Origin of the sequence: Streptomyces sp. NPDC000075 (assembly GCF_040301925.1) — a bacterium.
In the GTDB taxonomy this organism is placed as follows: Bacteria; Actinomycetota; Actinomycetes; order Streptomycetales; family Streptomycetaceae; genus Streptomyces; species Streptomyces polychromogenes.
The window spans coordinates 13,825-38,146 of record NZ_JBEPFL010000053.1; the positions used below are offsets into that span (position 1 = coordinate 13,825).

The 24,322-nt window shown below is 74.8% G+C and carries 24 protein-coding genes; 8 read left to right on the forward strand and 16 right to left on the reverse strand.

What is annotated here, in order from left to right:
* Positions 1-10: 10 nt before the first annotated feature.
* Entirely contained in the window at positions 11-754 is a 744-nt protein-coding gene (locus ABT403_RS36695) for an SDR family NAD(P)-dependent oxidoreductase (protein WP_344168225.1), read from the forward strand.
* A gap of 120 nt (positions 755-874) precedes the next feature.
* Here the strand turns inward: ABT403_RS36695 and ABT403_RS36700 are convergent, their stop codons facing one another.
* Positions 875-1,606, reverse strand: coding sequence for a peptidoglycan-binding domain-containing protein (locus ABT403_RS36700; protein ID WP_344168227.1), 732 nt, complete (start codon positions 1,604-1,606; stop codon positions 875-877).
* A 63-nt stretch (positions 1,607-1,669) separates the two neighbouring features.
* Complete coding sequence (locus tag ABT403_RS36705; protein WP_344168230.1) at positions 1,670-3,082, reverse strand: MFS transporter; 1,413 nt, start codon at positions 3,080-3,082, stop codon at positions 1,670-1,672.
* Positions 3,083-3,354: 272 nt separating this feature from the next.
* Between ABT403_RS36705 and ABT403_RS36710 the strand changes: the two genes are divergently transcribed.
* On the forward strand, positions 3,355-3,786 hold the full coding sequence (locus ABT403_RS36710; protein ID WP_344168233.1) for a hypothetical protein: 432 nt from the start codon (positions 3,355-3,357) through the stop codon (positions 3,784-3,786).
* A gap of 26 nt (positions 3,787-3,812) precedes the next feature.
* Here the strand turns inward: ABT403_RS36710 and ABT403_RS36715 are convergent, their stop codons facing one another.
* Complete coding sequence (locus tag ABT403_RS36715) at positions 3,813-4,106, reverse strand: hypothetical protein (protein WP_344168236.1); 294 nt, start codon at positions 4,104-4,106, stop codon at positions 3,813-3,815.
* Between the two features lie 159 nt (positions 4,107-4,265).
* Positions 4,266-6,221: a heavy metal translocating P-type ATPase gene (locus tag ABT403_RS36720; RefSeq protein ID WP_344168239.1), complete on the reverse strand. Its 1,956-nt coding sequence runs from the start codon at positions 6,219-6,221 to the stop codon at positions 4,266-4,268.
* Between the two features lie 88 nt (positions 6,222-6,309).
* On the opposite strand from ABT403_RS36720, the gene ABT403_RS36725 reads away from it, so the two are divergent.
* Positions 6,310-6,612, forward strand: a complete 303-nt coding sequence (locus tag ABT403_RS36725; protein ID WP_344168241.1) for an ArsR/SmtB family transcription factor — start codon at positions 6,310-6,312, stop codon at positions 6,610-6,612.
* A 1-nt stretch (position 6,613) separates the two neighbouring features.
* Here ABT403_RS36725 and ABT403_RS36730 read toward each other — a convergent pair whose 3' ends face one another.
* A complete protein-coding gene (locus ABT403_RS36730) occupies positions 6,614-9,346 on the reverse strand; it encodes a DNRLRE domain-containing protein (protein WP_344168244.1) in 2,733 nt (910 codons plus the stop codon).
* A gap of 163 nt (positions 9,347-9,509) precedes the next feature.
* Positions 9,510-11,435, reverse strand: coding sequence for a glycoside hydrolase family 5 protein (locus ABT403_RS36735; RefSeq protein WP_344168247.1), 1,926 nt, complete (start codon positions 11,433-11,435; stop codon positions 9,510-9,512).
* A 226-nt stretch (positions 11,436-11,661) separates the two neighbouring features.
* Here ABT403_RS36735 and ABT403_RS36740 point away from each other — a divergent pair, with 226 nt between their 5' ends.
* The 3 genes from ABT403_RS36740 (at position 11,662) to ABT403_RS36750 (ending at position 13,295) form a co-directional block, all read left to right on the forward strand.
* On the forward strand, positions 11,662-11,964 hold the full coding sequence (locus ABT403_RS36740) for a hypothetical protein (protein WP_344168251.1): 303 nt from the start codon (positions 11,662-11,664) through the stop codon (positions 11,962-11,964).
* A 150-nt stretch (positions 11,965-12,114) separates the two neighbouring features.
* On the forward strand, positions 12,115-12,585 hold the full coding sequence (locus ABT403_RS36745; protein ID WP_344168254.1) for a Crp/Fnr family transcriptional regulator: 471 nt from the start codon (positions 12,115-12,117) through the stop codon (positions 12,583-12,585).
* A 263-nt stretch (positions 12,586-12,848) separates the two neighbouring features.
* Positions 12,849-13,295 (forward strand): subtilase-type protease inhibitor, encoded by a 447-nt coding sequence (locus ABT403_RS36750; protein ID WP_344168257.1) that lies wholly within the window; start codon positions 12,849-12,851, stop codon positions 13,293-13,295.
* Between the two features lie 97 nt (positions 13,296-13,392).
* On the opposite strand, the gene ABT403_RS36755 is transcribed toward ABT403_RS36750, so the two are convergent.
* Positions 13,393-14,235, reverse strand: coding sequence for a GNAT family N-acetyltransferase (locus ABT403_RS36755; RefSeq protein ID WP_344168260.1), 843 nt, complete (start codon positions 14,233-14,235; stop codon positions 13,393-13,395).
* A gap of 21 nt (positions 14,236-14,256) precedes the next feature.
* Positions 14,257-14,742 (reverse strand): hypothetical protein, encoded by a 486-nt coding sequence (locus ABT403_RS36760; protein WP_344168263.1) that lies wholly within the window; start codon positions 14,740-14,742, stop codon positions 14,257-14,259.
* A 189-nt stretch (positions 14,743-14,931) separates the two neighbouring features.
* On the opposite strand from ABT403_RS36760, the gene ABT403_RS36765 reads away from it, so the two are divergent.
* Positions 14,932-15,654, forward strand: a complete 723-nt coding sequence (locus tag ABT403_RS36765; protein WP_344168265.1) for an SIR2 family NAD-dependent protein deacylase — start codon at positions 14,932-14,934, stop codon at positions 15,652-15,654.
* Here the strand turns inward: ABT403_RS36765 and ABT403_RS36770 are convergent.
* The 8 genes from ABT403_RS36770 to ABT403_RS36805 all read right to left on the reverse strand — a co-directional run bounded on the left by ABT403_RS36770 (position 15,651) and on the right by ABT403_RS36805 (position 23,594).
* On the reverse strand, positions 15,651-16,142 hold the full coding sequence (locus tag ABT403_RS36770) for a VOC family protein (RefSeq protein ID WP_344168267.1): 492 nt from the start codon (positions 16,140-16,142) through the stop codon (positions 15,651-15,653). The two genes, ABT403_RS36765 and ABT403_RS36770, sit on opposite strands and share 4 nt — an antisense overlap.
* Positions 16,143-16,266: 124 nt before the next feature.
* Positions 16,267-19,824, reverse strand: coding sequence for a bifunctional glycosyltransferase/CDP-glycerol:glycerophosphate glycerophosphotransferase (locus ABT403_RS36775; RefSeq protein WP_344168269.1), 3,558 nt, complete (start codon positions 19,822-19,824; stop codon positions 16,267-16,269).
* A 196-nt stretch (positions 19,825-20,020) separates the two neighbouring features.
* Positions 20,021-20,395: a hypothetical protein gene (locus tag ABT403_RS36780; protein WP_344168271.1), complete on the reverse strand. Its 375-nt coding sequence runs from the start codon at positions 20,393-20,395 to the stop codon at positions 20,021-20,023.
* 48 nt (positions 20,396-20,443) lie between these two features.
* Positions 20,444-20,890 carry a roadblock/LC7 domain-containing protein gene (locus ABT403_RS36785; RefSeq protein ID WP_344168274.1) on the reverse strand — a complete coding sequence of 149 codons (447 nt, stop codon included), beginning with the start codon at positions 20,888-20,890 and terminating at the stop codon, positions 20,444-20,446.
* Positions 20,891-20,961: 71 nt separating this feature from the next.
* Positions 20,962-21,747, reverse strand: a complete 786-nt coding sequence (locus ABT403_RS36790) for a transcriptional regulator (protein ID WP_344168277.1) — start codon at positions 21,745-21,747, stop codon at positions 20,962-20,964.
* On the reverse strand, positions 21,744-22,151 hold the full coding sequence (locus ABT403_RS36795) for a roadblock/LC7 domain-containing protein (RefSeq protein WP_344168280.1): 408 nt from the start codon (positions 22,149-22,151) through the stop codon (positions 21,744-21,746). Before ABT403_RS36795 ends, ABT403_RS36790 begins: the two co-directional genes overlap by 4 nt.
* A gap of 170 nt (positions 22,152-22,321) precedes the next feature.
* Complete coding sequence (locus ABT403_RS36800) at positions 22,322-22,987, reverse strand: DUF6461 domain-containing protein (protein WP_344168283.1); 666 nt, start codon at positions 22,985-22,987, stop codon at positions 22,322-22,324.
* 43 nt (positions 22,988-23,030) lie between these two features.
* Positions 23,031-23,594 carry a TetR/AcrR family transcriptional regulator gene (locus ABT403_RS36805; RefSeq protein ID WP_344168287.1) on the reverse strand — a complete coding sequence of 188 codons (564 nt, stop codon included), beginning with the start codon at positions 23,592-23,594 and terminating at the stop codon, positions 23,031-23,033.
* A gap of 130 nt (positions 23,595-23,724) precedes the next feature.
* On the opposite strand from ABT403_RS36805, the gene ABT403_RS36810 reads away from it, so the two are divergent.
* Entirely contained in the window at positions 23,725-24,258 is a 534-nt protein-coding gene (locus ABT403_RS36810; protein ID WP_351650788.1) for an RsbRD N-terminal domain-containing protein, read from the forward strand.
* Positions 24,259-24,322: the final 64 nt, after the last annotated feature.

Consider the following 24,322-nt stretch of genomic DNA (forward strand, 5'->3'; position numbering starts at 1 on the left):
TGGAGGACCCATGGAACGCCGCCCCGTCACCCTCGTCACCGGAGGCAGCCGCGGGATCGGTGCGGCGACCTGTCTCCGGCTCGCCGCCGAGGGCCACGACGTGGTGCTCGGCTACGCGCGCGACGAGAAGTCCGCCGAGGCCGTGGCGGAACGGGTGCGGGCGGCGGGCGCGCGGTGCCTGACGGTGCGGGGGGACACCTCGCGGGAGGACGAGGTGGAGCGGCTCTTCGACGTGGCCGCGGCCGAACTGGGGCCGGTCACCGGGCTGGTGAACAACGCCGGGGTGACCGGGCCGCTGGGGCGCCTCGTCGATGCCCGCACCGAGGACCTGCGGCGGGTGGTGGAGGTGAACCTGCTCGGGTACCTGCTGTGCTGCCGCCGTGCCGCCCGGGACATGGCGGCGGCCGGGGGCGGGGCCATGGTCAACGTCTCCTCGGCCGCCGCGACCCTGGGCAGTCCCGGGGAGTACGTGCACTACGCGGCGACCAAGGCGGGCGTCGACGCCCTGACCGTCGGGCTGTCCAAGGAGCTGGGGCCGGACGGCATCCGGGTCAACGCGGTGGCGCCGGGTGTGATCGAGACCGACATGCACGCCGCGATGGGCGACCCGGACCGCCCCGCCCGCACGGCCGGCGCGACCCCGCTGGGGCGGCCCGGGCAGCCCGGCGAGATCGCCGGCGCCATCGCCTGGCTGCTGTCGCCCGACGCCTCGTTCACGACGGGCGCGGTGCTCCGCGTCTCCGGCGGCCGCTGACCCGGGCGCGGGGGCACGGCGGCCGGGGCGCGAGGGCCGGGCGGCCGGGGCGCGGGGGCGGGCCCGGCCCCGGCACCGGCACCGGCCGGGGCGGCGCGGGGCACGGCGGCCCCGGTGGGGTCAGCCGAAGGCCGCGCGGGTCGCCGGGCCGTAGACGCCGTTCGGGTCGCCCTTGATGTCGCGGTCCCGCTGGAGCTGGGAGACGGCGCGCTTGGTCTGCCCGTCGTAGACCCCGGTCACCCGCACGTACGTGAACCCCTGCCCGTAGAGCCGCTCCTGGAGGGCCGTGACCTGTGGCCCCTTGTCGCCCGGGCGCAGGGTCCCGGAGGTGCCGGGCGGCTGCTTCGCCGGTCCGCCGGCCGAGGGACTCGGCGAGGGCTTCGCGGACGAGGGGGAGGCCGAGGGGGCCTTCGTGCTCGCGGAGGGCTTCGCGGGGGCCGCCTGGCTCCGCACCGAGGGGTCCCGGGCGCCCGGGCTGCCGGCGGGCAGTGCCGGCAGGGCCACGTCCGGGCGGACCGGGGCCGGGTCCTGCGGTTCGGGCCCACCCGTCAGGAACACCAGCGCGCCCGTCCCGGCCAGCGCCGTCAGCGCGAGGACGGCCAGCGGGAGCCGGCTCCGCCGCCCGGGCTCACGGCGGCGGGTCGCCGGCGCCGGAGGGCGGGCGGGCGCCGCCGGGCGGGCCGGCGGCCCGGCCGGTACGCGCGGCAGCTCCTCGGTCGGCGCCTCGTCCGGCTCCGGGAGCGTCGGCCAGGCGGGGTAGGCCGAGTCATGGCTCCCGGGGGCGGTGACGTAGGGGCGGACGAACAGGTGGTCGTCGGGCTCGGGCCCGCTCTCATCGGGGTGTGGGGACACGGTTGTCTCCCGGCACGGCCGGGGGCCGGTGCGGCGGTGCGCCACCGGCCCCCGGTCCGCCGGTCAGGCCCTGCGCGGCCGGGTGGCCGGGGCCTGGCCCGCTCCCGGGGCCGGCGGGGTGAGCGGGGAGCGGACGGATATCGGCATCTGGGGCATCTCCGAAGTGCGGCTCATGCGGTCGTTCTTGAGCGGACTCTTTCCGTCCGGGACCACTTCGGTCAAGCCGGGTGTCCGATCCGCCCCATCCATCCGCTCTCCGTCCCCCGCTTCCGGGCCGCCCGGGTCCGGTTCCTCCTCCCGGGGCCGCCGGAGGTGGACCGCGACCGTGAGGGCGGCCGTCAGCATGAGGGCGGCGCCGGTCAGCGGGGCGGCGGGCACCGAGACGCGGTCCACCACAAGCCCGCCGACGGCCGCCCCGGCAGCGATGGCGAAGTTGAACATGGCCACCATCAGCGAGGAGGCGGCCTCGGCGGCCCGTGGCGCGGCCCGCAGCATCCAGCCCTGGAGGCTCACGGAGACGCCGCCGTAGACCAGCCCCCAGACCACCAGCAGACCGGTCCCGGCAACGGCTCCCGGCAGCACGGCGATCAGCGCCAGCACCGCGGTGAGGACGGCGGCGACGGTGAGCAGCGTACGGCGCGGGTCGCGCGGGCCGGCCAGGAAGTTGCCGGCGACTCCGGCGAGGCCGTAGCCGAGGAGCAGGGTGCTGACGAACCCGGCGTCGATGCCGGAGACGTCCCGCAGGATCGGCCGGACGAAGGTGTAGGCGGCGAACTGGCCGGTGACCACGAGGAAGGTCACGATGACACCGGTGCGGACCCCCGCGTCGGACCGCAGCAGGGCGGGGAGTTCGGCGAAGGTGACGGGCGCCGCCGGGGGCAGGGCGGGCAGCAGCAGGAGCAGGGCGGCCAGGGTGACGGCGCCGAGGGCGCCGACGGCCGCGAAGGCCGTGCGCCAGCCGCCGAGTTCGCCGAGGAGGGTCCCGGCGGGGACGCCGAGCACCGAGGCGGTGGGGACGCCGCCGAATATCAGGGCCGTGGCCCGGCCCACGCGGTGCGCGGGGACCAGCCGGACGGCGAGGCCGCCCGCGATGGCCCAGAACCCGCCGACGCTGATGCCGACGAGCAGCCGGGCGGCGAGGACGACGGTGAAGTCCGGGGCCAGCGCGGCCGCGAGGTTGGCGGCGGCCATCAGGCCGGTCAGCGCGCACAGCACGTGCCGGCGGTCGAGCCGGGTGGCGCCGACGGTGACGAGGGGTGCGCAGAGGCCGGCGACGAGCCCGGGGACGGTCACCATGAGGCCGGCGGTGCCGTCGGAGACGTGGAGGTCGGCGCCGACGGGGGTGAGGAGCCCGATGGGCAGGAGTTCGGAGGTGATCAGGCAGAAGATCCCGAGGGAGACGGCGGCGACGGCCGCCCACCCCCGCAGGGGACGCTCGCTCGGTGGGGGAACGCTGGACGCGGCTGGTTCGGTCATGCTCGGCACTCCGTACGGGGTGAGGGCGGGCGGACGGTGAACGCGAGCACGGCGGCACCAGGTCCCGGGGGTCGCGCCTCCCCCGTCGCCCGCACTGCCGTGCCGTGCCGATCGCGTTCACGGGCCATTCTGCGCCGGACCGGGCCCTTTGCGTCCGGCCCTGTGGAGAATCGGTTCGCCGGGGCGGGCCGGCCGTTCCCCCGCGCCGCCCCTGTCACCCGGAAGCGTGAGCCCCGGGGCCCGGCCGCCCCGGACTACGGCATGGTGGTCGGGTGCTGTTACGCCGGGCCGCCCTGCCCCTCTCCCTCCTGGCCCTCCTGACGAGCGCCGGCTGTGTCTCCGTGGGGCCGGAACACGGCGCTCCGGGGCCCGCCCGGGGTTCCGCGCCCGCCGGGGCCCCGGAATCCGGGCGGCCCTCACGGGCCGCGCCGGCCCCGCCCCTGCCCCTGGGCGAGGTCCCGGAGCCCATCCCCACCCCCGCGCCGGACCCGGAGCCGGACCCCGCTCCGCCGGTCCGCAAGGCCCGCACCCCCGCCGAACGTCCGGCGAAGCCCGCCCCGCCCCGGCGCGCCCGGCCCCCCAAGGCCGCGCCCCCGCGCCGCGCGGCCCCGGCCCCGCCGCGCGGGGAGGAGCTGTGCGAGGCGGCGGAGGGCACCGTTCCGCCGTCCATCGTCGACCTCTGTGTCCGCCAGTACGGCCGCTGACCGCGCGGCGGCGGCGGTGGCCCCGGTCAGCGGGCTCCGGGACCCGCCGGCCTCCTGAGCGCACCGCACCGGCCGCGGACCGTCCGGCGGGCCGTCCGCAGCCGGCGCACCGCGTCGTGACCGCGCCGGCTCCATTCGGCGCGCGGCAGCCCGGCCCGCTGACCGCCGCCGGTGATCAGGGCGTTGACGGGGGCGTGCGGGTCGGCGGCCATCCCCTTGGCGACGAGGACCCCGACCACGAGCGGTACGAGGGCCACGGCGAGCGCGGAGCCGGCACAGGTCACCCGGCGCAGGCGCGGGCGGGGGTTCGTCGAGGTCATGCCGCCATTCCAGCAGCGGCGGGGCGCCCGCGGATCGGTGCGGATACTCAGACCGCCGGCCGGGGGTACTCAGGCGGCAGAAGCGCGGGCGCGCCGCACCACGCGGGCGCGCCCCACCACGTGCGGGGTGGGACGCGCCCGGCCGGGGGCGTTCGCCGCTCAGGCCGTGTCGCGGTACCGCAGCAGGCGCAGGGCGTTGGCGACGACCACGAGCGTGGAGCCCTCGTGGACCAGGACGGCCGGGCCGATGCCCAGGCCGAGGGCGGTGGCCGGGACGAGGACCGCGACGATGCCCAGGCTCAGCCAGAGGTTCTGCCGGATGATCCGGCTCGCCCGGCGGCTGAGGCCGGTGATGAAGGGCAGGCGGCGCAGGTCGTCGGACATCAGGGCGATGTCGGCCGTCTCCAGGGCCACCGCCGAGCCGGCGGCGCCCATCGCCACGCCCACCGTGGCCCCGGCCATGGCGGGGGCGTCGTTGACCCCGTCGCCGATCATGGCCGTCCGGGCGGTGCGGCGCAGCCGGGCCACCTCGGCGACCTTGTCCTGCGGCATCAGGCCGCCGAGGGCCTCGTCCATGCCCACCGCGCTCCCCACGGCGTCGGCCACGCGCTGGTCGTCGCCGGAGAGCATCACGGTACGGGTGACGCCGAGGGCGCGGAGGGCGGCCACGGTCTCGGCGGCCTCCGGGCGGGGGGCGTCCATCAGGCCGAGGGTGCCCAGCCAGCGGTCGCCCCGGCGGACGAGCATCGTGGTGCGGCCGGTGCGCGCGAGTTCCTCCGTACGGTCGCGCAGGGCGGCCGGGACGGGCGGTCCGGCGAGGGTGTCGGCGTAGGAGAGGCTGCCGATGTGGACGGGCTCGCCGTCGAGCTCGGCGGTGACCCCGCGGCCGATGACGGCGCGCAGGCCGACCGCCTCGGGGGCCCGGGCGGCCGGGCCGGACAGCAGGGGCGGCGCGTCCCGCACGACGGCCTGTGCCAGGGGGTGGTCGCTCAGCCGCTGGGCGGCGAGGGCGGTGCGCAGGAGTTCCTCCCGGTCGGTCCCGTCGGCGGTCTCGACGTCGGTGAGGCGGGGGCGGCCTTCGGTGAGGGTGCCGGTCTTGTCGAAGGCGAGGGTGCGCAGGCGGCCGAACTCCTCCAGCGGCGACCCGCCCTTGACCAGCACTCCGCCGCGCGCCGCCCGGCCGACGGCGCTGAGGACGGCGGCGGGGGTGGCGATGGCCAGGGCGCAGGGGCTGGCGGCGACGAGGACGGCCATGGCCCGGTAGAAGCCGTCGGTGAAGGGTTCGCCGGTGAGGGCCCCGTAGCCGAGCAGGGCGGCGACGAGGGCGAGGACTCCGGGGACGAAGACCTTCTGGAAGCGGTCGGTGAACCGCTGGGTGGGCGAGGTGCGCTCCTCGGCGTCCCGGACCATGCGGACCACCCGGGCGAGGGTGTTGTCGGCGGCGAGGCGGGTGACGACGACCTCGAGGGAGCCGGAGCCGTTGACGGTGCCGGCGTAGACGCGGCTGCCGGGGTCGGTGCCGGCGGGGCCGGCGAGGGCGGCCGCGCGGTCGGGGACCGGGGTCTTGTCGGCGGGGACGCTCTCGCCGGTGATGGGCGACTGGTCGACGCTGCTCTCACCCGCGGCGACGAAGCCGTCGGCCGGGACCCGGGTGTGCGGGCGCACCAGGACGGTGTCGCCGACGGCCAGCTCCTCCACGGGCACCTCGGCGGTGGCGCCGCCGGGCCGCTGGACGAGGGCGGTGCGGGGGGCGAGGGCGCCGAGGGCCTCGATGGAGCGCCGGGCGCGGCCCAGGGCGTACTCCTCCAGGGCGTGGCCGACGCTGAAGAGGACCAGGAGGACGGCGCCCTCCTCCCAGCGTCCGATCGCGGCGGCTCCGGCGGCGGCGACGAGCATCAGGAAATCGACCTGGAAGCGGCCCTTGCGCAGGGCGCCGACGGCCTCGCGGAGGGTGAAGAACCCGCCGAAGGCGTAGGCCGCCATGAAGAGGGCGCGGGCGGCGGGTCCGCCGTTGCCGGTCAGCTGGAGGGTCAGCCCGGTGAGGTAGACGGTGAGGGCGAGCAGGGCGCTGACCAGCTCCGCGCGCTCTCCGGCCTTCTTCGTCACAACGTTCATGACATCAATATATCAAGAGATTGAAATATATCGACCTGTGGACGTTCTGACGTCTTGATCCGCTGATGCGCCGGTCTAGGGTGGGGTCATGGACCACACGCTCACCGAGCCCGACGCCGCCGCCGTGGCGGAGGTCATGCAGGGCCTCGCCTCGGCCGCCCGGATCCGGATCCTGGCCCGGCTGCTGGACGCGCCGTGCTCGGTCGGGGAACTGGCCGAGGCACTCGGCCTCGGCCAGCCCACCGTCTCCAACCACCTGCGCCTGCTACGCCACCTCGACCTGGTCGCCGGACGGCGCGACGGGCGCAGCGTGGTCTACGAGCTGCACGACGAGCACGTCACCGCCCTGCTCCGGCAGGTGCTGGAGCACGTGCACCACGGCCGCGCGTAGCTCACGGCGTCCCGAAGGTGAGCGTGAGGCGCGGTGTCGCCTCGCCGGCCGCCGCCTCCGAGGACCACAGCCACAGCGCGTCCGTTCCCGCACTGGTCAGCGCGAGCGCGTACGAGCCGCCCAGCGCGGCCGCGACGGCGCCCGTGTTCAGCCCGGCGGTGTGAACCGCCGAACCGTCCGGGATCCCGGGGAACGCGCCGAGCGCCGGGGCGCCCGTGCCCGGGCGGTTGACGTAGGTGGTCCCCGCTTCCGTCCACGCTCCCGTGACCGGGACGACCGAGACCGTGTCCGTGGTGCCGGCGCCCGCCATCGTGCTGGTCTTCACGCTGAGCGTGGCCGACGTGAGCACCTTGCCCGCCGGGGCGGCCGGCAGGTCGAAGCGCAGGTAGCTGGTGTACAGGGAGGTCCCGCGGACGGCCAGGGAGGCGGAGGAGCCGTAGTTGGCGTCCGGGGCGCCCGCGTTGGCGTACGTGTCCTCGGCCGCCGTGACCTGGACGGCCGAGTCGGCCGGGGCGGAGGCCAGGGCGAAGTGGTTGCGCACCTGCGCCGCGCTCAGGACGGTCGGGTAGACGGCCGTCTCGTCCATCAGGCCCGCCCAGTGCTCGCTGGCCGGCCGGTCCGGCCAGCCGCCGAGCCCGTCGAAGCCGACGCGCCAGTAGCCCGTGTAGTTCTCGTGCGTGGTGACGCCCAGGGTGCCCCGCTGGACCCCGTCCACGTACAGGGTCATGCCTCCGGGGCCCTGGGTGGCGACGACGTGGTGCCACTTGTCGTCGTTGTACGCGGCGGTGGTGGTGATGGTGCGCGTGGCCCCGGTGTAGACGCCGTAGACCAGCCGGCCGTCGTTGGTCATGTAGACGTGCTTGTCGTACTGGCCGCTGCCGTTGATCTGCTGGCTGCCGAAGCCCACCAGCTTCCCGCCCCGGGTGGTGCCGGTCTTGAACCAGGTCTCGATGCTGTAGGAGGCGCCCACCGTCTGGCGCCGGTCGCCGTACACGTGCGCGTCGGTGCCGTTGAAGCCGATGGCCGTGCTCGCGCCGGCCACCGCCCCGGGGCTCTGCCGCAGGGCCGGGCCGTAGTGGTGCACGCCCGCCTGGTTGCCGCCGTCCGAGGAGTCCGCGACGTACGGCAGGACCGTGTCGTCGTAGCGCCAGTACAGCTGGGCGCCGTCCGCGCGGACCTGGCCGGCGTAGGCCTCCGCCGAGGTCGGCACGGTCACGGCCGCCGGGGCGGACGGGGCGCTGACGTTGCCGGCCGCGTCGGTGGCCGTCACGCGGTAGGTGTACGACTGGCCGGGCTGGGCGGTGGTGTCGGTCCAGGAGGCCTGCGGGCGCTTGAAGAACAGCGAGTCCGCGGTGACCGTGGCGATCGGGGAGGCGGCACCGTTGCGGTAGATCCGGTAGGTGAGCGCGCTGTCGTCGAGGTCGAGGCTGGTGCGCCAGCGCACCTGGACCTCCCCGGGCCTCACGCTCGCCGCGCTGGCGAGGGGAACCGTCGGCGCGCCCGTGTCACCGGTGGAGGAGAAGCGCGTCAGGCTCTGCTGCGCCGCCCCGTTGACGGTGGTGAACTCACCGCCGACCCACAGGTACGGGGTGCCGTTCTTGGCGCCGACGGTCATCACGCGCGGCCCGATGCCCTCGCCGACGCCGTCGTTGGTGTCGGGCGCCCAGCCCAGCTTGCCGACGCCGGTGGTGGGCTGCGCCAGCAGGTGGTGGCGCTGGCCGTCGGGGTACTCGCCGACGCTGGAGCAGTCGTGCGCGTGCGAGGCGCTGTAGAGCACGTTCTGGTACGGCAGCACGGCCTGGGTGGCGCCCAGGCAGGTGTCGCGCCAGCGCTGGCCGAAGTCGGAGAGGTTCAGGGCGATGCGTCCGTCGAAGACCCCGCCGCCGGTGCCCTCGTTGGCGGTGTAGAAGCCGGTGGCGTCGGTCGCGATGTCCTTGACCACGGAGTTGGTCTCGATGAAGCCGGGGTAGCCCTTGGTGAGGGCGCCGGTGGAGGAGTCGACGACGGCCAGGGCGTGCGTGTTCGTCCCGTTGACGGTGAAGAAGTCACCGCCGAGCAGGACGTTCTTGCCGTCCGGCGTGACCTCGACGGCGCGGCCGGGCTCGTCCGCGTCGGCCCGGAAGGGGCGCAGCGCGCCGTCCGCGGCGGCGACGGCGGCGAAGCGCTGCCGGGGCTGGCCGCTCACGGTGAGGAAGTCGCCGCCCGCGTAGACCGTGTCGCCGGTGACGGCGATGGCCCGGACGGTGGCGGCGAAGGCGGGGCGGAAGGACGGCTTCACCGTGCAGCCGGCCACGTCGATGGCGGCGATGCTGGAGACCGGGGTGCCGTTGACCGCGCCGAAGTAGCCGCCCGCGTACAGCGTCTTCTTGTCCGGCGACAGGGTGAGCGCGCGGACGGTGGCGGTGCCGCCGGCGACGGTGAAGGACAGGGTGCAGGAGGTCGGGGCGCCGGTCGCCGCGTCGAGGGCGGCGAAGTTCACGGCCGGCTGCTCGGCGCCCGCCCCGCCCGCGGGCGGGCGCACGGCGGAGAAGGTCCCGCCGACGAAGACGGTGCCCCCGGCCTCGGCGAGGGCCCAGACGATGCCGTTGGGCTGCCAGGTGGGCAGCGCGTCGGCGGTGAAGGCCACGGGCGGGGTGATGGCGGCCGCCTGCGGGACGAGCCCGAGTCCCACGACCGCTCCGGTGCCGGCCAGGGAAAGGGCGAGAGCGGCTGCCAGCCCTCTGGATCTACGCATGAACCCCCCAGTTCGGTTTTCCGTTGTCCGTACGGGCGCACCCTAGGGCGAATCGCCTTGCGGGTCACCAGACTTGACCCACCGGATGCCGAACGGCGGGCGACGCCCGGGGGCCACGCGGCCGGCGCGGCTCCCCCGGGCCGGCTTCCCCGGGCCCGCCCGCTCAGCCCGTCGGCAGCGCCCGGCACAGCAGGGACGCGGGGGACGGGCGGAAACCGGCCCGGGCGGTGAAGGCGATGCCCGCCGCGTACTCGGTGGGCAGGCACTGGCCCTTGTAGTGGCCCTGGGCGTAGTCGGCACCCGGGTTCCCGGCCGGGCGGGCGTCGCCCCGGTCGAACCACACCGTGCGGGCGGCTCCCGCGAGGGGCACGCGGGCCGGGGCGCACAGGGCCGAGGAGACCCGCTCGCCGCGCAGGGCGTACCCGGTCAGGAACCGTCCGGCCGGGCACTGGAGTTTGGTGTAGCCGGTGGCCCAGTCCCCGCCCGGCGGGACGTACGACTCGTCGCGGACCACGGTCTGGCCGCCGCCCGGGGAGCGCAGGTCCGAGGTGGAGCACAGCCCGCGCCCGCCGGTGTGGCTGAGGCCCGCCAGGCGGGCACCGTCGGGGCAGACGGCCTTGCGGGCGCCGCTGTCCCAGTCCCCGGAGGCCCGGGTGACCAGTGAGGCGTTCTGGTCCCGGTGGTCGGTGCTGAGCTGGTACCAGGCGGGGGTGGCGGGGACGGGGCCGGTGCGTCCGAGGGCGGTGGCCAGGGCGGTCCAGGGGGCGGTGCGCCAGTCGCCGGGGTCCAGGACCCCGGTGCGCCGGCCGGTGTTGTCGTAGCGGAGCATCGCCCAGCTGTCGCCGCCGGGGGCGCCCTGTGCGGTGGTGCTCCAGCCGACGAGCGGCCAGTAGGCGAAGTCGGCGTCGGAGGAGGCCAGGTAGCCGGTCATGTTCTGGAACCAGGCGCGCGGGGCGGTACCGGTCTCGTCGGCGCCGATGCCGAACTCACTGATCCACACCGGGGCGGTGAAGTGCGCACCGGTCTCGGCGGAGACGAAGAAGGCCTGGTCGTAGAGGGTCTGTTCGAGCTGGCTGCGGCTCATGTCCTGGTAGCGGAGGTCATGGGTCTCGCCGAGGCCGGTCGCGCCGCTGTGGTGGGGGCCGGTGTAGCCGTAGAAGTGGGCCGAGTAGACCAGCTTGTTCGAGACGACGAGGGTGTGGGAGAGGGCGCGGACGGGGGTGAGGGTGGGGCGGCCGTGCGGGAGGCCGTCGGCGGGGATGCCCGTCCAGTTGATGCCCTCGATGACGATGAGCAGGTCCGGGTTGGCCTCGGCCAGGATCCGGTCGGCGGCCTCCTCGGCGGCCGCCTGCCAGTCGTGGCCGTCGCCCAGGCCCCAGTTGGGGTCGTCCCAGGTGTCGCGGCGGACCTCGTTGTAGAGGTCGGCGCCGGCCACGCGGGGGTTGTCGCGGTAGCGGCGGGCGAGGAAGACCCAGTCGTCGGCCCACTGGGCGGTGGAACGGGTGCTGTTCCACCGCTCGTTGCCGTCGAGGCCGCAGCACCAGCGGGTGGTTCCGGTGTGGTTGTTGAGGATGACGGCGAAGCCCGCGCCGGTGAGGGCGGCGACGACGGCGTCGTAGACCTGGAGCGGGGTGCGGCCGCGCAGCGCCGGGTTGGCGGCGACGGCCGCGTCCGGGACGGGGGCGGTGGTGTGGAGCATCTCGTTGGAGAACGGCAGCCGGACGCTGTTCAGCCCGAGCGCGCGGAAGTCGGCGAGCAGGGTGGGCAGGGGGACCCGGTCCAGGCCCAGGGGGATGCCGTGGGAGTCCTGGCCCGCGTGGTGGGTGGCGGGGTCGGCGACGTCCCCGGAGCCGCTCCAGGAGCCCTGGGCGCCGTCCCAGTTGCCGGAGCGCAGCCGGAACCGGTTGCCCAGGGCGTCGACGACGTACCGGCCCCGGGTGGAGAGCGGGGGCGTCCAGGAGGCCGGGTCGGCGGACTGCGCGGCCGGTGGCGCGGCCGGTACGGCGGCCAGGGCGGGGACGGCGGCCGGCAGGACACCGCCGCCCGCCAGGAGTAGCACGCTCAGCAGCACCCGTACGAGGCTCTTCATCTGGCTCCCACCCGGTCCGGCCGCCCCGTCCGGGCGGCTGCGGCGGACAAGTTACCGGCCGGTCGTACCGGAGGGAAGGCACCGGGGCGACCCGGTCCCCCGTACGTCAACCGCGTGGGCCGGGACCGCCCCTTCCCACGGGTGTCCACCGGTGAAACGGCCCCGCGCGGGACCGCGCCGCTCTACCGTGCCCTGAGGGACCGAGGGGCGTCGGAGGGCGGGGACGATGGACGAGGACGAGGACATGCGGCTGGCGAGGATCACTCCGGAGATCTCCCGCCGCACCCTGGCGATGCTGCGCGGGCTCGCCGGGCTGGAACCCCCGGAGCGGGTGCCCGAGGGCGCCATGACCGTGGCCGACGCCGTCCTCGCCGAGCACGGCACGGACGGGCTGCGCGTGCTGGTGATGACCCTGGCCTCCTGGGCGACGGCGCAGATCGAGAACGTGGCCGAGCTCAGCGGACGCGGCCACGAGGCGGTGCTCGACGCGATGGAGCTGGCCTGCATGGAGGCCGCCGCCGAGGAGTAGGACGGGCTCCGGGACACCCGCGGCCGGGCGGGACGCGGGTCCTCCCGGCGGCTCCCCGCGGCTTCCGGCCCGCGGTGTGCCGCGATCCGGCCCCCGTCGGCGACACTGGGGGGACCAGAAGGTTGCGGGGGGTCCTGAACGGAGGCCGTCGTGAGCACACCTTCCCCCATCCGGATCGCCGCCGTACTGTCCGCCGAGCACCGCGGCCGGCTGATGGCGCAGGCACATGAGGTCAATTTCCCCGAGGGCGCCCGGATCTTCGACGAGGGCGCCCGCGCGGAGGCCTTCTGGATCGTGCGCTCCGGCACGGTGACCCTGGAGGTCCCGCTCCCGTCCGGAGGCCACCGGGGCGCGGCGCCCGTCGAGAGCCTCGGCCCCGGCGAGCTCGTCGGCTGGTCCTGGCTGTTCCCGCCGTACACCTGGCAGCTGAGCGCCGAGGCGATGACCCCCGTACGGGCCTACGAGTTCGACGGGCCGGCCGTGCGGATGCTCATGGACGCCGATCCCGCCTTCGGCTCGGCCATCGGCCACTGGGTCGGACGGGTCCTCGCGGTACGGCTCCAGCAGACCCGCACCCGCCTCATCGACCTCTACGCCCCCCGCCCCACCGCCACCCGCTGAACTCCCCGGCGCCCGCCGGGACGACCACCGGTTCCGCCCCCCCGCACGTCACCCCGGCCCCCGGGCCGGTGCCGTACGGGGGGCGTGTTCGGCCTATTCCCGGATCCCCTCCCCCACAGGTCACGGCCGCCCGGGCCGCTGCGGACTGCACTCATGCGCTCACGATCAGTGACGAGAAACTGCGGTACGAACGGGCGTTCCCGCCCCGGATGGGCAAGACTCGCGTCCGCTATCCGAAACACCGACCCCGAGGAGTGTTCGAAATGCGGTCCATCACCAGGAGTCTGGGACTGGCTTCCGGAGCAATGGCGCTCACCGCCCTCACCGCCCTGGCCGGGACCGGAGCCGCCGACGCGGCACCGACCGGAACGCAGAGCCTGTACGCCCCCTCCGCGCTCGTGGTCAGCGTGACGGCCGGTCAGAACGCGGCCGCCGGGACCGTGCTGCGCGCCGTGACCCTCGTGTGCGCGCCCCGGCCGGGCGGCACGCACCCCTCGCCGGCCGCCGCCTGCGCCGAACTGAAGGCGACCGGGCCCTCCTCGCTCGACGCCCTCGCCGCTCCGCGCCCCGACACCGCGTGCACCCGCGAGTGGAACCCGATGACGGTCACGGCCGACGGGGTGTGGCAGGGCCGCCGCATCAGCTACACCTACACCTTCGGCAACCCCTGCGGCCTGCGCAGCAGCACCGGCGTGCTCTTCGGCATCTGAGGGCCCCGACGGGCCCGGTCCCCGCGGACGGGCCGGGCGGCGACGCCGACCGCCGCCCGGCCCCACGGCGCGAGCCGTCTCTTCCGAATCCCGCCCGTCAGCCCAGTTCGAGGCTGCTGACCCCGTACAGCCCGGACAGGTCCAGCTCAGGCGCCGGGCCGGTGTACATACGGGCGGTCTCGAACCCCGGGCTCAGCCCCAGACCGGCCGCCACGGCCGCCGCGGCCGGGTTCACGTCGGGCACGTCCACCGCGACCTCCCCGCCGGGGACGTGCCCGGCGAGCCCGCGCACCAGAGCGGCCGCCACCTGCGGCGAGGCCGCGTACACGGGCCCGATCCGGGCGGCGGAGCTGCCGGGACGGACCACCCCGAGGCCCTCGATCTCCCCGTCGCGGACGGCGGCCAGGGCGGTGCGGCCGGGCAGTCCGGTCCAGGCGGAGAGGAAGGCGTCGCGCGGCTCGGGGAAGAACCTGCGGTCGTAGGCGGCGAGCCGGGCGAAGGGCAGCGAGGAGGCGTCCACGATCTCCACGCCCGCGTCGTCGCCCGGCCGGGGAACGCCGGTCCAGCGCATGTTCGTCCAGGCGGAACGGAACCCGGACTTGCGGTAGTTGTCCTGCTGGTCCACCACCCCGTCGAGGCCGATCAGCCGCCCGTCGAGGCGCTCCATCCCGGCCCGCCACAGCTGGATGCCGTAGCCCTGGCCGCGCACCTCGGGGCGGGCGATGTAGAAGCCGATGAAACCGAAGCCCCCGCCGTAGCGCACGGCGGAGATGCAGGCGACCGGCTTCCCGTCGAGCCGGCCGACGAGGAACCCGCCCGGGTCGGCGACCGCGAAGGCGAAGCGGTCGCCCTCGCCCGGGTTCCAGCCCTCCTCGTCGGCCCACTCGCACAGCGTCTTCATGTCGGCGGCGCTCGCGCCGGTGATCTCAAATCGTGTCATGCGGGGTGTCCTACCCCGGAATCACCCCGCGCAGATCACATCGTCGAGGGTAATCGGACGGGAGTCCGTACGGACGTACGCGGTGAAGGTGTCCGTGACCCCGGAGGGCCAAGTGGTGGTGACGGTGGCCCAGCCGACGAAGGCGGACGGCATGGCGGTGGCCTGGCCGACGGTGATCGACTGCGGCGTGCCCGGCCGGCAGAGCAGGACGTCGCTCTCCGGGGTGTGCGCCTGTTTGTCCTTGAGCAGCTGCGAGACCCGCTGGAGCCGGTCCTGTTCCGAAGGGCCGTGGCTGCCGTAGAAGTTCCGCAGGAAGCGGGTGATCTCCTCCGTGGTGTGCCGGTGGAACCAGCGGGACTGCGGGTGGACGGGAGCGTGCTGCTGCCCGTGGTGGCGCGGCTGCGGATCGGCGAGGGCGGCCGCCGGTGCCGACGACGCGACCAGGGGGAACAGGGCGGACACGGCGGCGAGCAGCAGGGCGCCGGAGCGGTGTGGGGTGAGCGTCATGTCCGGTATGTAACCGGCGGCCCGCACGGTCAGCCGGGGGCGCGGCCCGTTCTCACTCCGGTGGGTGTGGAGATTCACCGCAGAAACGCCCCTCCGCTTGCGCCGACCGGCCCCGCCCCATCGGCACGGCGGCGCGGGCGGCGCGGAATTCGTTCGCGGGTCCGGACGGGTTCCGCCTAGGGTCGCCGCATGGGGAAGCAGCTTGTCGCAGTGTTCAGCGGGGCCGGGATGTCCACGGACTCCGGGATTCCGGACTACCGGGGGCCGCAGGGGTTGTGGCGGCGCGACCCGGAGGCCGAGAAGCTCGTGACGTACGAGTACTACATGGCCGATCCGGAGATCCGCCGCCGCTCCTGGATGATGCGCGCGGAGATCGGCGCCCTCGCCGCCCGGCCCAACGCGGCGCACCGGGCCGTGGCCGAGCTGGAGCGGGGCGGCACCCCGGTCCGGGTGATCACGCAGAACGTGGACGGGCTGCACCAGCTCGCCGGGCTGCCGGCCCGCAAGGTGTTCGAGCTGCACGGCACGGCCCGGGAGGTGGTGTGCACCCGCTGCCACGCCCGGTCGGACATGGACGCGGCGCTGGCCCGGGTCGCCGCCGGGGAGCCCGATCCGGCGTGCGCGGACTGCGGGGGGATCCTCAAGGCGGCGACCGTGATGTTCGGGGAGCGGCTGGATCCCGAGGTGCTCGCCGGGGCGGTGGCCGTGGCCAAGGGGTGCCAGGTGTTCATCGCCGTCGGCACGACCCTCCAGGTGCAGCCGGCGGCCTCGCTCGCCGGGATGGCCGCCGAGGCCGGGGCGCGGCTGATCATCGTCAACGCGGAGGAGACCCCGTACGACTCCCTCGCCGCCGAGGTGGTCCGCGAACCCATCGGCACCGCCCTCCCGGCCCTGCTGGCCCGCTTCGCCTAGGCGGTTCCCGCTTCGTCGGCCGCGCGGCGCATGGCGGCCACGTCGAGCTTCTTCATCCCCATCATCGCGGCCGTGGCCCGGGCGGCCCGGCCCGGGTCGGGGTCGCTGATCAGGTCGATGGCACCGGGCGGGATCACCTGCCAGGAGACCCCGAACCGGTCCTTGACCCAGCCGCAGGCCGACTCCTGCCCGCCGTCGCGGGTCAGGGCGTCGTAGTAGTAGTCCGCCTCGGCCTCGTCCGCGCAGTGGATCTGGAACGAGATGGCCTCGGTGAAGGGGAACTGGGGGCCGCCGTTGAGACCGATGAACCTCTGGCCGTTGATCTCGAACTCGACGACCATCACCGTCCCGGCCGGGCCGGGGCCCGCCTCGGTGTAGCGGGCGGTGCGCAGGATCCGGCCGTCCTTGAAGACGGACAGGTAGTGGTCGGCGGCGGCCTCCGCCTCGCCGTCGAACCACAGGCACGTGGTGAAGCCGTTGCTGGTCATGGCTGCTGCCTCCAGGGGGACGAGGGGGCCGGGCGGCCCTCCTCATATACGGACCGGCCCCGCGCCCGAATCTCATCGGTGGGCGCGGGGCCGGTCCGTACGTTCACCCGTTCGGGCTATGCGGCTACTTCCCGAGCATGCGGTCGACGACCCGCTCGGCGGCGTGGCCGTCGTCCAGGTCGCAGAACTCGGCGCGGAACGCCTCCCGCGCCGCGGCGAAGCGGGCGCCCACGGCGTCCGCGTCGCGGACGGCCGCGATCAGGCTCTCGGACTCCCTCAGCAGCGGGCCGGGGGCCTTCTCCTCCAGGTCGAAGGTGAAGCCGCGCAGGGTGTCGCGGTAGTGCTCCAGGTCGTACGTGAAGAGCAGGATCGGCCGGTCGGTCAGCGCGAAGTCGAACAGCGCGGACGAGTAGTCCGAGATCAGCACGTCGGCGACGAGCAGCAGGTCCGTGGTGTCGGGCCAGCGGGACACGTCCACGACGAAGCCGTCGCGCACGCCGTCGCGGAGCTGCTCCTTGACCAGGTGGTGGCCGCGGACGAGCAGGACGTGGTCCTCGCCGAGTTCGCGGCGGGCCGCGTCCAGGTCGATCCGCAGGTCGAGCTTGTAGCCGCCGCTCCAGTCCTCGCGGTTCTCGCGCCAGGTCGGGAGATAGAGGACGACCTTCTTGCCGTCGGGCAGGCCCAGCCGCCGGCGGACCTCCGCGATCCGGTCCGCGTCGGGGCGCACCAGGGCGTCCGTGCGCGGGCTGCCGGACTCGACGACCTCGCCCTCGTAGCCCAGGGCCCGCTTGAGGATGGGCGTGGCGTACGAGCTCGGGGAGGCGAGCAGCGTCCACTGGGCGCTGTCGTGGGCCAGGCCCTCCAGGACCTCGGGGCTGGTGTAGTAGTCGTGGACGAAGTCGTAGCCGATCTGCTTGAGCGGCGTCCCGTGCCAGGTCTGGACGACCGTCTGGCCGGGGCGGCGCCGGAAGGTCGACGGCACGCTGTCGTTGACGACGTAGTAGCGGGCGCGGGCCAGGACGTCCCAGGCCTCCAGGCTGTCGTACTGGACGGCGCGGGCGGTCGGCGGGACCTCGGCGCGGCCGTCGCGGACCAGCCAGACGTGCTCCAGCTTCTCGCCCCGGCGCAGGAGCTCCTCGTGGATGGCGCGGGGGGCGTCGCCGGCCCCGTTGCCCCGGAAGGTGTCGTAGACGACCAGGTCCTTGACCGGGAGCCGGCGCTGCGCCGGGTAGGTCACGTCGCGGGCGACGCGCTGGGCGAAGCGGGAGCGGTCGTGCGGGCTCAGCAGCGGGTCGCTGACCAGGGCCATCCGGTCGTGGTGGCGGGCCTCGACGCGCATGCGACGGCCGAGCACGGTGACCGCGTGGGGGCCGGATTCCAGGGCGGGGGCGACGAGCTGGACGGGGGCGCCCCGGTCGACGCCGAGCAGTCCGGCGGTGGTGCCGCCCCGGCTCACCGGGCGCAGGGTGGGCCACCAGCGGCCCTGCGGCAGGGTCGTGCGGCCGGCGTAGGGCTCGGGGAGCGTGGGCTCGAAGACGGCTTCGAAGCGGTCCCCGTCGCGGGTGACGGGGTAGCTGAACTCGGCGCCGTGGTGGTCGTGCAGGACCAGCTCGTACGGCTCGTCGGCGCTGTCCGCGGGGGCGCGGTAGGTGCCGCGCAGGGTCAGCGTGCCGTCCTCGGCGCCGACGGTGTCGACGAGCGGTGGGGAGGGCTGGACGGAAAGGACGAGGTGGCCGCCCTTGCTGCGCTTGGCGAAGACGGCGAGGTCGGTGTCCGCGCCGGGGAGCGGTACGGCCAGGCCGGTGAAGCCGCCTCGTTCGTCGTGGACGAGGGGGTGCCGGGTGCCGTCGGCGCGGACCACGGTCAGGGTCCAGGCCTCGGGGCTCCACTCGCCGGGCTCCGGCGTGGACGCGGCGGCGGCCAGTGCGGAGAGGGGGACGACGGCGGTGAAGGGGATGCGGCCGCCGGCCGGGGCGGCCTGGGTGAGCGGGATGTCGAGGGTGCCGCCGGTGGCGTGTTCGGCGCGCAGCGTCACGCCCTCGCCCGCTCCGGCCGCGAGCTCGCCGGTCAGCTCCAAGGCGTCGTCGCCCGAGGGGCGGACGTCCAGGGCGCGGGCCCGGACGACCTCGACCTGGACGGTGAGGGCGCCCGCGACGATCGGCAGGATGCGGACGTCGGGGGTGACCCAGTGGGCGGGCGGGTTCATGCCGCTGTCGTGGTCGCCGCCCTTGAGGCGGGCCCGGTGCAGGCCGCCCGGGCCGGTGACGGCGATGGAGGTGGTCCATATGCCCTCGTGCCACTTGCCGCCCGTCTGGAAGACGGCCGGTTCGACGACGGCGGTGAAGCCGGCCCAGTCGGCGTGCCGCAGGGCGAGGTGCGGGGAGTTCACGGTGGCCATCGGGGAGGCCACGGTGCGGGTGGGGACGACCGTGCGGCGGCGCTTGCCCTGCTCGCGGAAGACCAGCATCTTGCGGGAGCCCAGGCGGCTCTCGGCGCCCATGTGGCCGGGCAGGGCGTAGCCGCGCAGCAGCAGCTTGCCGTCGCTCCAGGCGGCCTGCTCCAGCCGGCTGACCACGCGGCGCTCGCGCGGGCCGAGGGTCAGCAGCTTGGGCGGGACGGGGGCCTTGAGGAAGGGGTAGTCGGCCTGCGGGCGGGCCAGGCCCTTGACGGGCACGCTGTAGGAGAAGTCCCGCTGGTGGTGGAGGAGGGCGATGAACTCCTCGACGCGGCCCTCGCGGGCGAGGAAGGCCTTGAGCCGGTCGGCCACGGTGAGGTCGGGCCAGGGGCCGGTGCCGATCTCGCGGATGAGGCCGCCGACCTCCTTGACGAAGGCGGCGCGGAAGTCGTCCCCGCCCTCGGCGACGTACTTGTAGATGAGCGGGAGCTCTTCGCTCAGCACGTTGTAGTCGTAGTCGCGCAGGTAGCGGGCGTACTTCTCGCCGGTCTTGCCGAGCAGGGCCTCGCGGACCAGGCGGACGGAGGTCACGCGGTCGATGACGGAGACCGGGTCGGTGGAGCGCTGGGTGATGGAGCGCTCGCCGGTCTCGCGGACCCGCCAGTGGTAGACGACGTCGCTGATCACGTCGACGCTCTTGGCGAAGTAGTGCGCGGGGACGCTGACCGGGGCGTCCTCGTAGAGGATGCCCTCGGGGTACTGGAAGCCGTGCTCCTCCCAGAATCCGCGCCGGTAGACCTTGTTCCACGCGGTGCGGTCGGTGACCAGCGCCGGGAACTTGGAGATGTGGGTCTTCAGCCGCGTGTTCGCGAACGCGACGCGGTGTCCCCAGGACTGCTGCATGCCGACCGAGCGGAAGCGCTTGACGTTGCCCGCGGCGAAATCGGAGCCGCTCGCGTCGAGGGCGTCGATCAGCTTCTGGTAGGCGTCCGGGGGCATGGTGTCGTCGCTGTCGACGAAGGCCACGAACTCGCTGTCCGGCGAGGAGTGGCGGAAGCCTACGTTCCGCGCGGCTCCGAGGCCGGCGTTCTCCTGGAGGACCACCCGGAAGCGCTTGTCACGCTCAGCGAAGGCCTTGGCGAGGGCCGCACTGTTGTCCGTGGACCCGTCATCGACGATGACGACCTCGAAGTCGTCGAACGTCTGAGCTGCTAGGGATTCCAGGCACTCGTCGAGGTAGAGCTCGACGTTGTAGGAGGGTACGACGATGCTCAGGCGCGGGGGCATGGGTGGCGGGTTCTCCAGCGTTTTTATCTTTGTCGACCGGGTTGATGATCAGCCAATTACAGCATCTTACTCTGTAACAGGATGATAAAGCTGACCCATCTCGGACATATCGCTCGGTCCGCCGGGGCGGACGGCAAAGAATTCAACCGCCCGCCACCGCGCCGTCGCGACCCCGGCGGGGTCGCCCTCAGATACGTCAGACCTCCAGGCTCTCCTCGATCTTCTTCAGCTGGTGCCGGGCCATGGCCAGATTGGCCCTGCCCCGGTCGAGGGCGAGGTAGAGGAAGAAGCCCTCGCTGTTCCTGCCCTTCATCAGCCTGATGAGGTGGTACTGGGTGCCGAGAGTGATCAGGATGTCCTCGATCTCGTCCTTCAGGCCGAGCATCTCCATGGTGCGGACCTTGGCCCGCACCACGTCGGTGTTCCCGGCCGCGGCGACCGTCAGGTCCAGCTCCTTGCCCCCGCCGACGTGGCCGAGGGCCATGCCGCTGCCGTAGTCGACGAGGGCCGCGCCGATCGCGCCCTCGATGCTGGTGGTGGCTTCCTTGAGGGCCGTTTCCACGTTGACCATGAGACTTCCTTTGCAGTCGTTTGCGTTTGGCTTGATCTGTCGTTTCCGTCAGGAGCGGTCGGGGCGGTCGGCGGGCGGCGCCGCGGGGCCGGACCGGCGGCCCAGGCCGTCCTCTATGAGCTCGGTGATCCGGACGCTGGAGCGGCGGGCCTCCAGGTGGAGGCGGCCGACGTTGACCCGCGGCTCGGCGATCAGGGTGAGGACGGCCGCCTCGCCCGCGGCGTACGTGGCGACGTAGCCGTGCTCGCCGCGTACGAGGAGCTCGCGGAAGCCGCCCTGGCCGGTGCAGTCGCTGAGCCGCTGGGCCACCCCGAGGGCGGCGGCGGTCAGGGCCGCGACGGACTCGGCCTCCGAGGCGGCGCTGTCCTGGGCCAGGACCAGGCCGTCGGCACTCGCGGCGAGGGCCCCGCTGAGCTGGGGCACCCGGGCCCGCAGCCGTCGGAGCTCGGCGAGTATCTCGGCTTCGGTCTCCGCGGGCACCGTCATCGTGTTCATGTCGGCCTTCCTCCCTTCGGGCGGCCTCCGCTCGGATCGGTCGGCTCGCAGAACCGGTCGCAGCGGGAGCCTCACAGACTTGCCTCCAGTGCGTCGCGTAACCGGCGGAGCAGCGCCACGTCCGGGGATTGGGCCTGGGTCATCCAGTCGGGCAGGGGCGCGGCCGCCACCGGGACCGGCCGGTCGTGCGGTGTCTCGACGAGCCCGGCCGCCGCGAGTCTTCGTACGTCGAGCAGGGTGTGGAAGGCGGGCCGGCCCAGTACCCAGGCCAGGTCGGCGGGGGTCCGTACGCCGTCGGCCTGCCCGAGCAGGGCCCGCTGCCGGGCGGTGACGATCTGACCGGGCGCGGCCGGCCGGGGCACGACCGGGGCGGTGTCGAGCTGCGGGTAGGGCCACACGGCGTCCAGCAGCTCGCGGCGGCGGCGGGTCTCGCGTTCCACGGCGGCCGCCGGGACCGAGCGGACGGAGCCGATCCAGTGGGTGGCGCCCCGGCGGAACCGGGAGGGGCCGCTGCCCGGGGAGAGCGCGAAGAAGGCGGCGTCGAATATCGCGGCTATGTGGCAGATCTCCAGCTCCCCGTCGGCCAGGCCCCCGCTGTCGACGAGGAACCGGGCGACCTGCCGGGTGGCGCCGGCCTCGCTGACGGCCTCGTTCCAGCGCTCGGGGGCCAGTCCCCCGCCGGTCGTGAGCAGCACGTCCAGCCCGGGGGTGGAGGGGCTCTCGGCGTGCACGATCCGGCCGTCCTCCAGGAAGAGGGTGCCCCGGTCGCGCAGCAGGGCCCCGGTGGCGCGCTCGGCGGCGAGCCGGGTCAGCAGGGGGGAAACGGCGGCGAGTCCCTGGAAGGGGGTGGTGGTCACCGGAGCACCAGCCCTTCGGCCAGGGCGCGGAGTCTGAGCCGGGCGAGGGCGAGGTTGCCCTCGGTCCGGTCGAGCCACAGGTGGAGGAAGACGCTGCTGTCGAAGCTGGTCTCGACGAAACGGAGCACGTGGTAGCCGGTCCGGGTGGTGACGATCAGGTCCTCGACCGGCGGGCCCCCGAGTCCGCCCGGCTGCGCCGGGGCGGGGAGGGGCTGGGCGAAGGACTCGTACTCGGCGGCCGCCCGGGCCAGTTCGGCCGTCTCGGCGGCGGTGGTCTCGTGGTCCCCGACGGGTGACTCCCCGGCGGTCCCGAGGGCCAGTCCGCTGCTCCAGTCGACCAGCGCGGCCCCCCGGGCACCCGGCAGGGCCATGGCTTCGAGCAGGCATTCGTCGATCCCGGGCACGCGGGCTCCCCTCCCGGCCGAACGTGCTGCGCACGGTCGTCGTACGGCGTGACAGGAGGGAACTTACTCAAGTTCCACACTGCGGAACGGCGTTCTGGCATTTTCCGCTGGAACATGCGCGGTCGGGCGTGACAGCTTGGCCGGAACCCGTCCGTTTTTGATCAAGAGTGTCATCGTGTGCGCGTCACGAACGCCGGAAGGGGAGCGTCCTCGACCAGATGGCGGGGCAGGGAGAGCGCGAAGCGCGCCTCCAGGACGGCGAGGGTCAGCCGTTCGCGCGGCCCGCAGGGTTCGTCGTCGGGGTGGGGACAGGTGCCGTCCGGTGCGAGGATCCGCGCGGCGACGAGTTCGGGGAGCAGGAAGTCCGGGCGGTGGCCGCCGCGCCAGCACTCCTCGCCGAGGCCGAAGCAGCACACCAGCTCGCCGTCGCGGGCGTAGGCGAACTGCTTGGGCGGATGGTCGGGCTGCGGATCGAGGTGGACGGCCTCGGCGCCCGCGCGGGAGACCTCGGCGAGGCGGTCCGCCCCGGCGGGTATCCCGTGTTCCACGGCGAAGGACCAGCCGCCCCAGCGGCCGACCCGGGCCACCCCGTCCCCGTCGGGGGTCTCGGCGGCCATGCTCCAGGCCGCGCTCCCGCCCATCGGCCCGGGGTGCACCCCGGGCGCGGCCCCGAGCCGGGCCGCGAGCTGGTGGGGGCCTATGCCCCGGGCGAAGGTCAGCCCGGCGAACCAGCCGTCCCAGCCGGCCAGCCACTGGATGCCGGGCCCGCCGTCCCCGCCGCCCGGGGCGTCCCCCGCCGGAGTGTCCCCGCCGCCCGCCCGCCGCGCACTGCCCACGGTCTCCCCCGCGCCCCTCGGTGCTTCCCCGGGGCCACGTTAGTCAGTCGGCGGGCCGCCGCGGGAGCAGACGCTCCACCATCACCCCGAGGAGGGGCTCCACCGGGTGGGCGTCGAGGAGGGCGGGCACGGTGAGGTCGTCCACGATCAGGCCCTGCATCGCGAAGTAGAGCAGTTCCACGCCCTGCCGGTCCCCGGGCAGGCCCGCGTCCAGGTGCCCGGCGATGTTGGCCTCCAGCTCGGCGGCCAGGAACGCGGACAGCTCCTCGCGGAGTTCGGGCCTGCGGGTGGCCTCCAGGCGCAGCTCCAGGACGGCTATCTGGACGCTGGGCTCGCGCCGCAGCCGGCCGAGGAGCCGGCGGAGCAGTTCCACGGTGTCGAGGGGCCCGGCGACTTCGGCCGGGTCGGGGGTGAGCCGCTCGCGGGTGCGGCGCAGGATCTGTGCCAGCAACTGGCCGCGGTGGGCGAAGTAGTTGGAGGCGGTGCCGGTCGGGACCCCGGCCTCCTTGTCCACGGCGCGCAGGGTCAGGCCCCGGGAGCCCTCGCGGGCCAGGACCTCGATGGCGGCGTCGAGCAGCGCGGCGCGGCGTTCCGGATTCTGGCGCATGGGCGGTTCCCTGGGGTCTGGCGGAGCGGCTGGGGCTGAGCACTGCACCTACAGTGCTCAGCCCACGCTAGCGGACCGGCTCGCTCCGGGCCCTCCCCACCGCCCCCTCCCCCGTGTCACCCTGCCCGTCATGGAGCGGATCATCGAGGAGATACGCGAGGACCTGGACCGCCGGCTCGCCGTAGCGGCGGACCGGCTCACGGACCGGACCCTGACCGAGGACCCCGCCTACGCGGCCCTGCTCGGCCGGGCCGAACTGCGCGAGCGCGTCCACCGCACCCTGCGCCAGACCGTGGAGGGCCTGGTCCGCAGCTCCCGGGCGGAGCCGGTCGAGCTCGCGGAGGCCCGGGCCACCGGGGCCCTGAGGGCGGGGCAGGGGCTGCCGCTCGGCTCCCTGCGGCGCGTCTACCGGCAGGCCGGGCGGCTGGTGTGGCAGTGCCTGACCGAGGCGGTGGCGGCGCACGACCGGGCGGAGCTGCCCCGGCTGCTGGCCGGGGCGGGCGCGCTGTGGGACGTACTGGACCAGCTGGCCGACGCCGCGTCGGAGGCGTACCACGACGCCGAGGCGGAGCGGGGCGAGCGCGAACGGGAGCGGCGCGCGGCCCTGCTGGACACCCTGCTCGACGGATCCGGGCCGGCCGCGGGTCTTGAGCTCGGCGGTTGATGAAGAGGACTTCGAACAGGAAATCGTCGACCAGTACGCGCTGGCCCTTGCGGCTGCGGGAGCT

Excerpts from the sequence above, each read along its gene's own strand:
- ABT403_RS36695 (WP_344168225.1), top strand. The coding sequence starts at position 11 with ATGGAACGCCGCCCCGTCACCCTCGTCACCGGAGGCAGCCGCGGGATC.
- ABT403_RS36705 (WP_344168230.1), bottom strand. The coding sequence starts at position 3,082 with ATGACCGAACCAGCCGCGTCCAGCGTTCCCCCACCGAGCGAGCGTCCC.
- ABT403_RS36715 (WP_344168236.1), bottom strand. The coding sequence starts at position 4,106 with ATGACCTCGACGAACCCCCGCCCGCGCCTGCGCCGGGTGACCTGTGCC.
- ABT403_RS36720 (WP_344168239.1), bottom strand. The coding sequence starts at position 6,221 with ATGAACGTTGTGACGAAGAAGGCCGGAGAGCGCGCGGAGCTGGTCAGC.
- ABT403_RS36725 (WP_344168241.1), top strand. The coding sequence starts at position 6,310 with ATGGACCACACGCTCACCGAGCCCGACGCCGCCGCCGTGGCGGAGGTC.
- ABT403_RS36730 (WP_344168244.1), bottom strand. The coding sequence starts at position 9,346 with ATGCGTAGATCCAGAGGGCTGGCAGCCGCTCTCGCCCTTTCCCTGGCC.
- ABT403_RS36735 (WP_344168247.1), bottom strand. The coding sequence starts at position 11,435 with ATGAAGAGCCTCGTACGGGTGCTGCTGAGCGTGCTACTCCTGGCGGGC.
- ABT403_RS36740 (WP_344168251.1), top strand. The coding sequence starts at position 11,662 with ATGGACGAGGACGAGGACATGCGGCTGGCGAGGATCACTCCGGAGATC.
- ABT403_RS36750 (WP_344168257.1), top strand. The coding sequence starts at position 12,849 with ATGCGGTCCATCACCAGGAGTCTGGGACTGGCTTCCGGAGCAATGGCG.
- ABT403_RS36755 (WP_344168260.1), bottom strand. The coding sequence starts at position 14,235 with ATGACACGATTTGAGATCACCGGCGCGAGCGCCGCCGACATGAAGACG.
- ABT403_RS36760 (WP_344168263.1), bottom strand. The coding sequence starts at position 14,742 with ATGACGCTCACCCCACACCGCTCCGGCGCCCTGCTGCTCGCCGCCGTG.
- ABT403_RS36765 (WP_344168265.1), top strand. The coding sequence starts at position 14,932 with ATGGGGAAGCAGCTTGTCGCAGTGTTCAGCGGGGCCGGGATGTCCACG.
- ABT403_RS36770 (WP_344168267.1), bottom strand. The coding sequence starts at position 16,142 with ATGACCAGCAACGGCTTCACCACGTGCCTGTGGTTCGACGGCGAGGCG.
- ABT403_RS36775 (WP_344168269.1), bottom strand. The coding sequence starts at position 19,824 with ATGCCCCCGCGCCTGAGCATCGTCGTACCCTCCTACAACGTCGAGCTC.
- ABT403_RS36780 (WP_344168271.1), bottom strand. The coding sequence starts at position 20,395 with ATGGTCAACGTGGAAACGGCCCTCAAGGAAGCCACCACCAGCATCGAG.
- ABT403_RS36785 (WP_344168274.1), bottom strand. The coding sequence starts at position 20,890 with ATGAACACGATGACGGTGCCCGCGGAGACCGAAGCCGAGATACTCGCC.
- ABT403_RS36805 (WP_344168287.1), bottom strand. The coding sequence starts at position 23,594 with ATGCGCCAGAATCCGGAACGCCGCGCCGCGCTGCTCGACGCCGCCATC.
- ABT403_RS36810 (WP_351650788.1), top strand. The coding sequence starts at position 23,725 with ATGGAGCGGATCATCGAGGAGATACGCGAGGACCTGGACCGCCGGCTC.